The sequence below is a fragment of the Geodermatophilus africanus genome (genome assembly GCF_900107105.1).
Taxonomy (GTDB): Bacteria; Actinomycetota; Actinomycetes; order Mycobacteriales; family Geodermatophilaceae; genus Geodermatophilus; species Geodermatophilus africanus.
This window is the reverse complement of the sequence record NZ_FNOT01000017.1, coordinates 19836-32529: the sequence shown is the minus strand read 5'-3', so window position 1 is coordinate 32529 and position 12694 is coordinate 19836. Positions and strand designations below refer to the sequence as shown.

11 protein-coding genes are annotated in these 12694 nt (G+C 77.6%); 4 read left to right on the top strand and 7 right to left on the bottom strand.

What is annotated here, in order from left to right; translation table 11 throughout:
* Nucleotides 1-19: 19 nt before the first annotated feature.
* From BLW63_RS22040 to BLW63_RS22030, 3 genes are all read right to left on the bottom strand, one after another.
* Nucleotides 20-982, bottom strand: a complete 963-nt coding sequence (locus BLW63_RS22040) for an ABC transporter ATP-binding protein (protein ID WP_091161025.1) — start codon at nt 980-982, stop codon at nt 20-22.
* Between the two features lie 42 nt (nt 983-1024).
* On the bottom strand, nt 1025-1405 hold the full coding sequence (locus BLW63_RS22035; RefSeq protein WP_091161022.1) for a hypothetical protein: 381 nt from the start codon (nt 1403-1405) through the stop codon (nt 1025-1027).
* 153 nt (nt 1406-1558) lie between these two features.
* Nucleotides 1559-2158: a TMEM165/GDT1 family protein gene (locus tag BLW63_RS22030; RefSeq protein WP_091161020.1), complete on the bottom strand. Its 600-nt coding sequence runs from the start codon at nt 2156-2158 to the stop codon at nt 1559-1561.
* A gap of 276 nt (nt 2159-2434) precedes the next feature.
* Between BLW63_RS22030 and BLW63_RS22025 the strand changes: the two genes are divergently transcribed.
* On the top strand, nt 2435-3583 hold the full coding sequence (locus BLW63_RS22025; protein ID WP_244522731.1) for an MFS transporter: 1149 nt from the start codon (nt 2435-2437) through the stop codon (nt 3581-3583).
* On the opposite strand, the gene yczE is transcribed toward BLW63_RS22025, so the two are convergent.
* Nucleotides 3576-4202 carry a membrane protein YczE gene (gene yczE / locus BLW63_RS22020; RefSeq protein ID WP_091161018.1) on the bottom strand — a complete coding sequence of 209 codons (627 nt, stop codon included), beginning with the start codon at nt 4200-4202 and terminating at the stop codon, nt 3576-3578. The genes BLW63_RS22025 and yczE overlap by 8 nt on opposite strands.
* 58 nt (nt 4203-4260) lie before the next feature.
* Here yczE and yczR point away from each other — a divergent pair, with 58 nt between their 5' ends.
* Entirely contained in the window at nt 4261-5691 is a 1431-nt protein-coding gene (gene yczR / locus BLW63_RS22015; protein WP_091161015.1) for a MocR-like transcription factor YczR, read from the top strand.
* A 7-nt stretch (nt 5692-5698) separates the two neighbouring features.
* On the opposite strand, the gene BLW63_RS22010 is transcribed toward yczR, so the two are convergent.
* Nucleotides 5699-6547 (bottom strand): helix-turn-helix domain-containing protein, encoded by an 849-nt coding sequence (locus tag BLW63_RS22010; RefSeq protein ID WP_091161013.1) that lies wholly within the window; start codon nt 6545-6547, stop codon nt 5699-5701.
* 27 nt (nt 6548-6574) lie between these two features.
* On the opposite strand from BLW63_RS22010, the gene BLW63_RS22005 reads away from it, so the two are divergent.
* Nucleotides 6575-7048 (top strand): VOC family protein, encoded by a 474-nt coding sequence (locus BLW63_RS22005; protein WP_091161010.1) that lies wholly within the window; start codon nt 6575-6577, stop codon nt 7046-7048.
* An 82-nt stretch (nt 7049-7130) separates the two neighbouring features.
* Here BLW63_RS22005 and BLW63_RS22000 read toward each other — a convergent pair whose 3' ends face one another.
* Complete coding sequence (locus tag BLW63_RS22000) at nt 7131-9863, bottom strand: diguanylate cyclase domain-containing protein (RefSeq protein WP_244522730.1); 2733 nt, start codon at nt 9861-9863, stop codon at nt 7131-7133.
* A gap of 104 nt (nt 9864-9967) precedes the next feature.
* On the bottom strand, nt 9968-11623 hold the full coding sequence (locus tag BLW63_RS21995; protein WP_091161101.1) for a GGDEF domain-containing protein: 1656 nt from the start codon (nt 11621-11623) through the stop codon (nt 9968-9970).
* 100 nt (nt 11624-11723) lie between these two features.
* On the opposite strand from BLW63_RS21995, the gene pheA reads away from it, so the two are divergent.
* Complete coding sequence (pheA, locus tag BLW63_RS21990) at nt 11724-12659, top strand: prephenate dehydratase (RefSeq protein ID WP_091161005.1); 936 nt, start codon at nt 11724-11726, stop codon at nt 12657-12659.
* Nucleotides 12660-12694: the final 35 nt, after the last annotated feature.

The following is a 12694-nucleotide window of genomic DNA, read 5'->3' as shown; positions in this document are numbered from 1 at the left end:
GTCCTGAGTGTGTCCGTGCTCATCGCAGCTCCCGCCCGGTGAGGGAGAGGAAGACGTCCTCGAGGCTCGGCTCGCCGATGCGCACGCCGGTCAGCCGGGCGCGCCGCGCACCGAGCGCCTCCGACACCGGCCCCACCAGCGCCGCGGCGTCCCCGGAGAGGTAGAGCCGGGCGCGCAGCGTCGAGCCGTCGGCGACCGGCTCGACGCGCTCGGCCAGCGGGGCGAGGGCCGCCAGCACGGCGTCGTCGGTGTCCTCGGGCGCGCGCGCCACGTCGATGTCGAGCGTCGCGCTGCCCGGCAGCGACCGGGTGAGCGCGCCGGGTGTGTCGAGGGCGAGCAGCCGGCCGTGGTCCATGATCCCGACCCGGTCGGACAGCGCGGCCGCCTCGTCCATGTCGTGCGTGGTGAGGACGACGGTGACCCCGCCGGCCCGGAGCTCCCGCACCCGGTCCCACACGAACAGCCGGGCCTGGGGGTCCAGCCCGGTGCTCGGCTCGTCGAGGAAGATCACCTGCGGTGCGTGCATGAGCGCGCGGGCGATGAGCAGCCGCTGCGCCATCCCGCCGGAGTAGTCGTCGACCTTGTCGCCGCCGCGCCCGCCCAGACCCAGTTGCTCGAGCAGCGCGTCGGCCCGCCGGTTGCGCTCGGCCCGGCCGACGCCGTGGTAGGCGGCGTGGAAGACCAGGTTCTGCCGGGCGGTGAGCGCGCGGTCCAGGTTGGACCGCTGCGGCACCACCGACAGCCGGCTGCGTGCGGTGACCGGGTCGGCGGCGACGTCGACTCCGGCGACGCTGGCGGTGCCCGAGGTGGGCAGCACCCGGGTGGTGAGGACGCCGATCGTCGTGGTCTTGCCCGCGCCGTTGGGGCCGAGCAGGCCGAAGACCTCGCCGCTCTCCACGGTGAAGGAGATCCCGTCGACGGCGTTGACCGGCCGGCCGGGGTAACGCTTGACGAGGTCGGTCACCTGCACGGCCGCATCCATCGGTGGCCATGCTGCCACCGGGACGGGTCGGGGCCGTGCGCGTTACGCCGACAGCGCAGCAGCCGTCTTCAGCGTGGGGACGACGCCCTCGGTGCCGGGGTACGCCCGGTTGCTGAACTCCCGCATCTCAGGGCCCCAGCGGCGCATCGCCGCGCGGTGCGGGTCGGTGCGGACGAACGCGACGACGACGGCCTGGTCGTCCCACCACGACACGGTGGTGAAGTGCCGGGCCAGCGGCTGGGCCCGCAGGTACAGCGACCGCGCGCCCGGGGCGGCCATCGTCTGGGATCGGATGGCCAGTGAGTCGCGCAGGAACGCCGGGACGTCGCGGAACCGGCGCAGGTGCAGGTGGGTGACCATGACGATGCCCGGGCCGTCGCCGACGTCCTCGGCGGTCCACGGCAGGTCGGGGATGAGTGGCACGGCGACCTCCTCGGTCCCTCCCCCGTGCGGAGCCAGGTTAGGTCCCTGCTCCACCGGGATGGAGAGGCTTCGGGCCCCCCGCAGGCAGCAGGACCGTCCTCCCCACCCTTCGCGAGCTCGGGGCGGGTCCCTGGACGGGGCCGGGGGTTCCTCTCAGCCGGCGAGCGTGCGCACCGTCTCCACCGCCGCGACGACGGCGAAGACGAGGAAGAGCACCGCGGCCACCCGGCGGATCATCGCCACCGGCAGCCGGTCGGCCAGCTTCTTGCCGAGGAAGACGGCCAGGCCCGACACGGTCAGCAGCGCGGCCCAGGCGCCGGCGAAGACGGAGATCGGGTCGTCCAGGCGGGCGGCCAGGCCGGCGGTGGCCAGCTGGGACAGGTCGCCCCACTCGGCGGCGAACAGGACGCCGAACGAGATGGCGGCGACCCGGAGGAACGACGTCCCCTCGCGGTCGGCCGCCACGTCCTCGGCGTCCTCCGGGCCCTCCGCCGCGCTGCGCCACAGCAGGACGGCGCCGACCAGGAAGAGCACGGCGACCACCCCGCTGACCAGCGCCTCGGGCAGCAGGGACAGCAGGGAGCCCGCGGTCACCGCGATGGCGACCTGCAGCCCGAACGCCGCTCCGACGCCGACGAACACCGGCAGCGGCGGGAAGCGGGTGGCCAGGACCAGGCTGGCGAACAGCGTCTTGTCCGGCAGCTCGACCGGCAGGACGAGCACGAAGGCGGTCAGCACGACCGTCAGGGACACGGGGTTCTCACTTCCGTCAGGGCGCTGCCGGACGGATGCGGGCAGCCTCCGACCGGCAGCGCGGCGATGGCTGCTGCGGTCGAAGGTCTCGCCCACCCACGGCCGAGCGTGGGCCCGCTGACCGGGCGCCCGGGGGCGCCAGCGTGTCGACCAGCGGACGGGGGGCTACTCCCCTTCTCGACCGACGAGCCTAGCCCAGCGGGGCCGGTAATCCGGCTGCGAGCCGGGGTGACCCGCGCTACGGTCCGCGCCGTGCCGTTCCGTTGACGCCCGGCCGTGACGCCCCTGCCGCCCGCCGCCCGGTCGCTCGCCCGCCTGGCGGTGGGCTGGACCGCGCTGTCCGAGCTGGTGCCGCTCTACCCGCTCTACGCGCTGCTGTTCCTCGACACCGGCGTCTCGGCCGCCGAGCTGTCGCTGCTGTTCGCCGCCTGGTCGGTCACCGGGCTGGTCACCGAGGTCCCGGCCGGGGCGCTGGCCGACCGGTGGTCCCGCCGGGGCGCGCTGGTCCTGGGCGGCGTCCTGGAGGCGATCGCCTTCGTCGTGTGGACGCTCGCGCCCGGGTTCTGGGGGTTCGCCGCCGGTTTCGCGGTCTGGGGTGTCGCCAGCGCGCTGGTCTCCGGCACGGTGGAGGCGCTGGTCTACGACGGGCTGGCCGAGGTCGGCGCCGAGGCCTGGTTCGCGCGGGTCAACGGCTGGATGACCTCCGCCGAACTGCTCGTCCAGGTGCCGACGGCGGCCGCGGCCAGCCTGCTGTACGCCCTCGGCGGCTACCCGCTGGTCGGCTGGGCCAGCGCGGCGATCTGCCTGGTCTGGGCCGCGCTCGCCCTGCGGTTCCCGGAGCCACCGCGGGAGCCCGACGGCGAGTCGCTGCTCGGCACCCTGCGCAGCGGCGTGGCCGAGGTCGCCCGGGTGCCCGCGCTGCGCCTCGCCGTGCTCGCGGCCGCGCTGGTCGGCGGGCTGGACGCGGTGGAGGAGTACTTCCCGGTGCTCGCCGGCGACCGCGGGGTGCCGACGGCCGTCGTCCCGGCCGCAGTCCTGGGCATCACGCTGGCCGGGGCGCTCGGCGCCGCGCTGGGCGGCCGGGCCGACCGGCTGCCCGACCGCGCGCTGCCCGTCCTGCTGCTCCTCGCCGGCGTGCTGCTCGGGGCGGCGGCCGTGGTGCCGGGGCCGGGGGCGCTGGCGGTGGTGGCCGTCGCCTACGCGCTGTACCTGGCGGTGCTCGTGGTCGCCGAGGCCCGGCTGCAGGAGCGGATCGACAGCGGCCGGCGGGCCACGGTCACCTCGGTCGCGGGTCTGGGCATCGAGCTGGCCGGGCTGCTGGTGTTCGCGGCGTGGGCGCTGGGCGGCGTCGTGGCGGTGGCGGTGCTCGTCGTGGCCGTCGTCCCCGTGGTGGCGGCCGGCCTGCGGCGGACGGTGGTCAGCTGACCGGCTGGACCGCCCGCGCGGCGGGCACCTCCACCGACAGCCGGGGGAGCAGGGCGTGCACCAGCGGGCCGATCGCCAGCGCGTACAGCACGGTGGCGACGCCCAGGGTGCCGCCGAGCAGCCAGCCCAGGGCGACGACCGCGACCTCGATCGACGTGCGCACCAGCCGCACCGAGCGACCGCTGCGGCGCACCAGGCCGGTCATCAGCCCGTCCCGCGGACCGGGGCCGAGGTGCACGCCGATGTAGGCGGCGGTCGCGACCGCGTTGAGCCCGATCGCGAGGGGGACCAGCGCGACCCGGATCGGCAGTGCGGAGGGCTCGGGGAGGACGGCCAGGGCGGCGTCCAGCGCCAGGCCGATGACGACGACGTTGCTCACCGTGCCCAGCCCCGGCCGCTCGCGCAGCGGGACCCAGGCCAGCAGCACCAGCGCGCCGACCACGATGGTGACCGTCCCGAGCGACCAGCCGAGCTGGCGGGCCAGCCCCTGGTGCAGCACGTCCCACGGCATGACGCCCAGCCCCGAGCGCACGAGCAGGGCCATCGAGAGGCCGTAGAGCACCAGGCCCGCGTACAGCTGGACGAGGCGACGGGCCGGCCGGGTGCGGAGCTGGTGCATGAGTCCATCCTGCGCCAGGATCGGCCTGGGGATCCCGGGCCAATCCGCAGGAGGTGGCATGGAGACCACGTCGGCCCGCGCGCTCGCCGCTCTCGTGGGCGACCTCGCCTCCGACCGGCCGCCGCGCTACGCGGCACTGGCCGGGCGGATCCGCCGGCTCGTCGCCGACGGTCGCGTGCCCCTGGGCACCCGGCTGCCGGCCGAGCGGGAGCTGGCGACGGCGCTGGCGCTCAGCCGGGCCACCGTCACCGCCGCCTACACCCGGCTGCGCGAGGACGGCTGGGCCACCGCGCGCCAGGGCGCCGGGACCTTCGCGGCCCTGCCTGCGGGGCCGCACCGCGGCGCGTGGGTCCCCGGCCCGCCGGACGACGGTGCCGTGGACCTGGCCCACGCCGCACCGGCGGCGCCCGCATCCGTGCCGGCCGCCCTGGCCGCGGCGCTCGAGGAACTGCCCCGCTTCCTGGGTTCCCACGGCTACCACCCCGCCGGCCTGCCCGACCTGCGCGCCCGGGTCGCGGCGCGCTACACCGCCCGCGGCCTGCCCACGGCGCCCGAGCAGGTACTGGTCACCAACGGTGCCCTGCACGGGGTGTCGATCGGGTTCGCAGGCCTGCTGGGGCGCGGGCGGCGGGTGCTGGTCGAGCAGCCGAGCTACCCCAACGCCCTGCAGGCCGCCCGGGCCCTCGGCGCCCGCGTGCTCCCCGTCGCGCTCGACCCCGACGAGCCCGCGGCCTGGCTCGACGCCGCCGAGCGCGCCCTGTCCGCCGTCCGGCCCGCGGCGGCCTACCTCATGCCGGACTTCCAGAACCCGACCGGCGTCCTCCTCGACGCCTCCGGCCGGGAGCGGCTGGCCCGCGCGCTGCGCCGCACCGGCACCCCGGCCGTGGTCGACGAGACGTTCGCCGAGCTCGGGCTCGACACGGCGGCACCGGCGCCACTGGCCGCCTTCGGCGCCGGCCACCTCTCCGTGGGGACGCTGAGCAAGGTGGCCTGGGGCGGCCTGCGGGTCGGATGGGTGCGCGCCGAGGCCGACGTCGTGCGCCGGCTGACCTCGGTCGCCGTCCGGACGTCGATGTCCGGGCCGGTCGTCGAGCAGCTGGCCGCCTGTGCGCTGCTGGACGGCCTCGACGAGTCGCTGACCGCCCTGCGCGAGCAGCTGCGCGAGCGGCGGGCGGTGCTCACCGGCGAGCTGCGGCAGCGGCTGCCGGAGTGGCGGGTGCCCGAACCCGCCGGGGGTCTGGTGCTGTGGTGCGGGCTGCCGTCCCCGCGCTCCCGCGCGGTGGTGGCCGCCGCCGAGCGGCTCGGGCTGCGGCTGGCGGCCGGTCCGCTGTTCGGCACCGGGCACGCGCTGGACGACCGGTTGCGGCTGCCCTACACCCAGCCGCCGGACGTCCTGCGCCGGGCGGTGGGGCTGCTCGCGCGGGCAGACGCCGAGGCGACCGGGGCCCCACCGCCGGCGGACGCCGACGAGCCGCAGCCGGTGGTCTGAGGCCGGCTCAGCCGGAGGCCGCGCGGGCCCGCCGCAGATAGGCCGAGGGCGTCGTCCCGGTGACCGCCCGGAAGTCGCGGCTGAAGTGCGCCTGGTCGAACCAGCCCAGGGACGCCGCCAGGCCCGCCAGGTCGCCGACCTCGCCGGCGTCGATCGTCGCCGCGGCGTCCTGCAGGCGGAACCGGGCCAGCACCGCCTTGGGGCTCAGCCCGACGTAGCCGGCGAACAGCCGCTGCAGCGACCGGACGCTCATCGCCCCCAGCGCCGCCACCTGCTCGACGCGGATTAGCGACCGGTCGGCGGCCATCCGCTCGAGCAGGGCGAGCAGCTCCCGGTACGCCGGGGGCGGGTCCGGGGCCAGCGGGGCGAGGGCCGCGTCGAGCACCGCCGCGCGGGCGTCGTCGTCCTCCTCGGCGAGCACGGCGTCCAGCAGCAGGCCGGCGTCCAGGCCGAGCGCGGAGTCCAGCGGCGTGACCGAGGCCCGGCCGGGCAGCCGGCCGCCGAAGGCGACCCAGCCGCCCGGGCGGAACTTGGCCGCGGTGACCCGGCCGGTCCCGACGAGGTCGATGGTGAAGCGACGCCGGGTGACGCCGTGCACCAGGACGGCGGGCAGCGCCTGCCCGAACCGCGGCTGCGAGCCGAACTCCACCGACAGGTTCACGCTGGGGTGGCTGAGCACCTCCGAGCGGTGCGGCGGTCGGCCGGTCCGGTTCCACCGCACCGACCAGTACCGCTCGACGAACGGGGCCAGCGCCGGGGACACCGGGGCGTCGCGGCGCAGGCCGGCCTCCCGGACGGTCTCGGCCGGCCGCAGCAGGCCGCTCGCCGGACCTGTCGCGTTCGTCCAAGACGGCACGGCCGGAGCCTAGGCAGGCTCGGGGACATGGCGATCACGAACGGCCGTCCCGACGGCTACACCGCGCTGACCCCGTTCCTCGTCTGCTCCCCCGCGGCCGAGGCGATCCGCTTCTACGCCGACGTCTTCGGCGCCACCCTCGTCCAGCGGATGGACGGTCCCGACGGCACGGTCGTGCACGCGGAGCTCGACTTCGGTTTCGGCCGGCTGCAGCTCGGCGACCCCAACGACGCGTACGGCCTGACCACGCCCGCCGGGCAGGAGGGGGACCGGGTGAGCAGCTCGACCTGCGTCTACGTCGCCGACGTCGACGTGGTGTTCGCCCGCGCCGTCGAGCGCGGCGCCACCGTGCGGGAGGAGCCGGCCACCTTCGTCACCGGCGACCGCTTCGCCTCCGTCTACGACCCGTTCGGCCACCGCTGGGCGGTCATGACCAAGGTGGAGGACGTCAGCCCCGAGGAGCAGGAGCGGCGGCTGGCCGAGTGGGGCGCACAGCAGTGACGCACTCGCGGTGATCATCGTCAGGTGGCTGCCCGACACGCCGAGGGCGGCAGCCACTCGCCGATGATCACGGCGGAGGGGATCAGCCCCTGCGGGTCCGGCGGGCGATGCGGGCGGCGAACACGCCGGCGGCGTGGCCGTTGTCGATGTTGCTCACCACGACGCCGGGCGAGGCCGAGTTCAGCATCGTCAGCAGCGCGCTGAACCCGCCGAAGGAGCCGGGCTGCCCGGTCGAGGTGGGGACGGCGACGATCGGCACGTCGGTCAGCACACCGAGCAGGCCGGCCAGCGAGGCGTCCAGCCCCGCGACGACGACCAGGCAGTCGACGTCCTCGGGGAGCGCGTCGCCCGGCAGCCCGGTGCGGAGCCGGCCGGCGCCGACGTCGTCCACCCGCACCACCGCGGTACCGGCGACGCGCGCGGCGAAGGCGGCCTCGGCGGCCACCGCGGGGTCACCACCGAGGCCGCACAGCACGGCGATGCGGCCCGCGGGCTCGGGCAGCGGGCCGACCGCCGCGGACATGGCCGCGGCGTCGACGGTCGTGTAGGCGTCGTGCTCGCTGGCCAGCGCGACGAGCGTCTCGGCGGGGGCCCGGACGACGACCGCCGGCCGGTCCGGGAACTGCCGGCGTGCCTCGCGGACCAGCGCGAGCACCTGCTCGGTGCTGCGCCCCGGGGCCCAGACGACGTCGGGTTCGGCCGCCCGCCCGCCCGCCGGGGCGGCCGGCGGGAGGGGCGGCTCAGCGGCCGGCGCGGCAGCGGGCGGCGCCGGGGCCAGCGTCGGCTCGGCCGGGCTGCCCAGGCCCAGCGGCGGGTCGGCCGGCTCGACGAGCAGGGGGGCGAAACCGCTGGTGACGGCGGTGGGGTCGGTCAGCGGGGAAGGCTGCACGGCAGGGACCCTAGGGGCCGGGGCCACCTGCTCCGGGGAGCCGGCGGGGGCCGTGTCGTCCCGGGAGGACCCGTCCGTCACAGCCGTCCCAGGCTGCAGCGCCGGCGGCCCGGGGATCGCCTCCGGCGGGCCGCCGGCGGCCCGGGTCTGGGTCACCGCCGACAGCCGGACGACGCGGTCGCGGCCGGTGCGCTTGGCGTCGTAGAGGACCCCGTCGGCGGCGGCGAACAGGGTGCGGCGGTCGTCGCCGCGGGTGGCCGAGGCGATGCCGACGCTGATCGTCACCGGAACGGGCACCCCGAGCGCGGCCCAGTCGGTCCCGGCGACCGCGCGCCGGCAGCGCTCGAGCGCGCGCTCGGCCTGCTCGGCGGTGGTGTCGGGGAGCAGGACGACGAACTCGTCACCGGCCCAGCGGCACACGTCGTCGGTGTCGCGGCACCCGGCCACGAGGAGGTCGGCCACCCGGCGCAGGACGTCGTCCCCGCCGGCGTGCCCGACGGCGTCGTTGACCTCCTTGAACCGGTCGACGTCCACCACGGCCAGGGCGGGCGCCGCCCCGCTGCCGATCAGCCCGTCGAGGGTGGCCTCGGCGTAGCGGCGGTTGGGCAGGTGGGTGAGCGGGTCCTCGTAGGCCTGCCGGCGCAGCTGCCCGGCGGCCCGCTCGGTCTCCAGCAGGCTCTTGCGCCGACCGAACAGCTCCACCCAGCGGGTGCGCCGCTCGTCGACCCGGTCCAGCTCGTCGGCCAGGTAGGCCTGCAGGTAGGGCAGCGCCCGCCCGGCGTCGTCGAGCTCGGCGTGCAGCGTGCACAGCTCGCGCAGCGCCGCCCGGCGCAGCCGCGGCAGGCCGTGCTCGGTCGCCGTGGCGAGGGCGCGGGCCAGCTGCTCGTCGGCACCGGCGCCATCGCCCTCCCGGCGCAGCGCGCGGCCCAGGGCCAGCAGCGACGCGGTCTGCAGCGCACCGTCGCCGCCGGCCGTGGCCCGCACGGCGGCCCGGAGCGGCCCCACGGCGGCGGCGTGCTCGCCGAGGCCCACCAGCGCCCAGCCGTGCACCACCTGTGCAGCCACGACCGCCTCGGCGGACTCCGGCGGCAGCAGCGCCAGCGCCTGCTCGGCCAGCTCGCGGGCCTCTGCGAAGTGCGGGGCGGCCGCCTCGGGGAGGCCGTCGTCGAGCAGCGCGTCCCCGAGCTCGGCGCACAGCTCGCCGAGGCCACTGGCCGTGCGGGCGGCCAGGACGTCGGGGGCGCCGTCCTCGTGCCGCAGCGCGCCGGGGACGGCGGCCGCGGCCACCGCGGTCTCGTGCGCCCGCCGCTGGTAGTCCAACGCCAGCGGCATCAGCTCGAGGTCGGCGAGCACGCCGGCGAGGGTGGTCAGCGTCTCCACCAGCAGGGCGGAGGGCGGCAGCGCCGGGTCGAGCAGGCTGGCCGCCTCCACCGCCTCGTCCATGGCGGCGTCGACGCGGCGCGAGAGCAGCTCAATGCGGGCGTGCCGGGCCAGGCCGGCGGCCCGCTGCAGCTCGTCCTCGGCGGCGTCGAAGGCGGCCTTCGCGGAGCGGACGAGCGCGATGGCCAGGGCCGCGTGCGACGCCCGCGGGTCGCCGTCCCCAGAGGTGGGGACGCCGTCGATCAGCTCGGCCACACCCGCGTGCAGGTCCAGTGCGACGGCCGGGCCGGGGCCCGACGGAGGCGCGACGGGGTCGCCGACGAGGGTGAAGCCGGCCCTCCGCAGCCGCCGCACCAGCAGCTCGGCGCGCAGCGTGTCGACCCAGGCGCGGCCCAGGTCGGCCGGGCGGGGGCCGCCGTCGCGCGGCGCGGGAGCCGCGTAGGGGGAGGAGTCGGTGCCGACGTCGGCCAGCAGCTCCTCGGCGTCGTCGAGCTGCCAGTTGGAGAGGGCGGCGGTCACCCGGTGGTGCAGGGCTCCGGGAGGCACGAGCGCACTGTGCCCTCCGCTGTCAATGGAGTCGAGCACCGGACCGGGGGCACGCCGCGCGTCGGCGGCACTCCCGTCCCACCCGTCCCTCGTGGGCCGCGCCGTCACGGGCCGCCCTCGCCGGCGCCCCGGCCGCCGTGGGCGCGCACCCGGTTGCGCCCGCCGCGCTTGGCGGTGAACAGGTGCAGGTCGGCGGTGTCGAACAGCGAGCGCCAGCCCAGCGGCTCGCCGGCCGCCCCCGGGGCGGTGGCCACGCCGATGCTCACCGTCACCGGCTGGGGCAGCTGCAGGTCGCCCCAGTCGGCGTCGGCCACCGCGGCCCGCAGCCGGTCGACGGCGGCCAGCGCCTGGGCCTCGGTCGCCGTCGGCAGGACGACGAGGAACTCGTCGCCGGCCCACCGGTACACCTCGTCGCCGGTGCGGCAGTGCTCCCGCAGCAGGTCCGCGACCCGGCGCAGCACCTCGTCGCCGTGCGAGTGCGAGGTGTCGTCGTTGACCGCCTTGAACCGGTCGATGTCGACGACCGCCAGCGACACCGGCTCGGCGCCCACGCGCATGCCGCCCAGCCGCCGCTCGGCGCTGCGCCGGTTGCCCAGCCCGGTGAGCGGGTCCTCCAGCGCGACCCGGCGCAGGTGGGCGGTCTGCCGCTCGGCCTCGCGCAGCCGGCTGCGCCGGACGAACATCTCCGCCCACAGCTCCCGGCCGCGGGCGTGCGCCCGGCCGGTGTCGGCGCGGTAGGCCTCCAGCCAGTGCAGCGCCTCGGCCGGGCGGCCCATCGCCGCGGTGCCCTGGCCCAGCTCCAGCAGGCACTGCCGGTAGCGGCGGCGGTCGCCGGCCGCGGCGAAGGACCCGGCGGCGTCGACGAGCAGGTCGCCGGCCTCGGCGTCGTGCCCCCCGCCGGACCGGTCGCGGGCCAGCCGGGTCAGCAGCCGGGCGAGCACCAGGTCCGCGTAGCCGCGCAGCCACGTCCCGCCGTCCCGGTGCGCCCGCTTGCGCGCGCGGCGCAGCGGTCCGACGGCGTCGGCCAGGTCGCCGCGGCCGGCCATGGCCCAGGCCTGCACGACGTCGAGCAGGTCCTGGTCGCCGGGCTCGGCCTCCCAGTCCAGGGCGCGGGCGGCCTCGGCGCACTCCACCGCCGTCGCGGCCAGCTCGCGGGCGGGCTCGTCCCGGCCCCGGCGGTGCAGCGTCTGCGCCAGCTCGGCGTGCTGCTGGGCGCACAGCTGCAGCAGTCGCCAGCGGTCGGGCAGGCCCGGCAGCGCGTCCGCCACGCGGGAGCCCTGCAGCGCCTGGCCGACGGCGAGCTCCTCGAGGTCGAGGGCGGCCAGGGTCAGCGAGAGCCACAGGTGGGCCTGGTGCAGGGCGCGGGAGGGCCCGTCGGCCGCCGCGGTCTCGGCCAGCAGGCTGCCGTCGATGGCGAGCACCATCGCCGCGTCGGCGTGGTCGGCGGCGCCCTCGACCGCCCCGAGGTACGCCAGGGTCAGCGCGGTCTGCGCGCAGGGCAGGCACCGGCCCAGGGCGTCGCGGGCGGCCGACACGCCGGCCGCGACGGCCTCGGGGTCGCCCTCGACCAGGGCGCGGCGGGCGGCCAGCGCGTGCCGCCAGGCGATCCACCGGGGGTCGGTCGCGGCGTCCAGGGCCGCGGCGGCGCGGTCGTGCTCGGCGGTGAAGGCGGCCGGGTCGTCCCGGTCGCTGGCGGACAGCAGACGCCAGAGCGCACCGTCGAGGTCCCCCACGGTCAGGCGTTCCGGGCCGGGGGTCACGCGGTCCTCCACACGGTCCGGCCGCTGCGCGGCCACGGGTCCGGCGGCCGGCGTGGCGGCTCCTCCGGGCGGGACGTCCGCACCGTTCTACCCTCGTCGGGTGCCTGGGACGCCTCCGACGCGGTACGCCTTTCTGGGACCCGAGGGTACCTTCGCCGAAGCGGCCCTGATCAGCGCCGTCGCCCCGCCGGAGGGCGCCCGGTACCCCGCTGCCGGGGTGCCGGCCGCGCTGGCCGCCGTCCGTGCGGGGGACGTCGACGCCGCGCTCGTGCCGCTGGAGAACTCCGTCGAGGGCTCCGTGCCGGCCACCATGGACGGCCTGGCCGACGGCGACCCGCTGCTGATCACCCGCGAGGTGTTCCTGACGGTCTCCTTCGTCCTCGCCGGCCGCCCGGGGGCGACGCTGGCCGACGTCCGCTCGGTCGCCAGCCACCCGCACGCGCTGGCCCAGACCGCCGGCTCGCTGGCGCGGCTGCTGCCCGGCGTCGTCCCGCTGCCGGCCACCTCCACCGCGGAGGCCGCGCGGCAGGTGGCGGCCGGCGAGCACGACGCCGCGGTCTGCGCGCCGATCGCCGCCGAGCGGTACGGCCTCGCCGCCCTGGCCGACGACGTGGCCGACCGGCCCGGCGCCGTCACCCGGTTCGTGCTCGTCGCCCCGCCCGGGCCGCTGCCCGAGCCGACGGGCAACGACAAGACCTCGCTGGTCGCCGTCGTGGGGGACCGCACCGGCGCGCTGCTGGACCTGCTGGGCGAGTTCGCCGTCCGCGGCATCAGCCTGACCCGCATCGAGTCACGCCCCACCCGGGAGCGGCTGGGCGTCTACTCCTTCTCCCTCGACTGCGAAGGGCACGTCGCCGACGCCCGGGTGGGGGAGGCGCTCTCGGCGCTGCACCGCGTCTGCGACGACCTGCGCTTCCTCGGCTCCTACCCGCGCACCGACGGCCGGCACAACAAGCCGGTGACGCCGGTGTCGACCGACGCGGCGTTCGGCGAGGCCGCCGGCTGGCTCGAGCGGGTGCGCGCCGGCCGCGTGTGAGGCCGGCTTCCGCCGTGATCATCGGCGTCTGGCGG

Bases quoted from the DNA above. Each gene is read 5' to 3' on its own strand.
- BLW63_RS22005 (WP_091161010.1), top strand. From the start codon at position 6,575: ATGGCGATCACGAACGGCCGTCCCGACGGCTACACCGCGCTGACCCCG.
- yczE (WP_091161018.1), bottom strand. From the start codon at position 4,202: ATGCACCAGCTCCGCACCCGGCCGGCCCGTCGCCTCGTCCAGCTGTAC.
- BLW63_RS22040 (WP_091161025.1), bottom strand. From the start codon at position 982: ATGGATGCGGCCGTGCAGGTGACCGACCTCGTCAAGCGTTACCCCGGC.
- yczR (WP_091161015.1), top strand. From the start codon at position 4,261: ATGGAGACCACGTCGGCCCGCGCGCTCGCCGCTCTCGTGGGCGACCTC.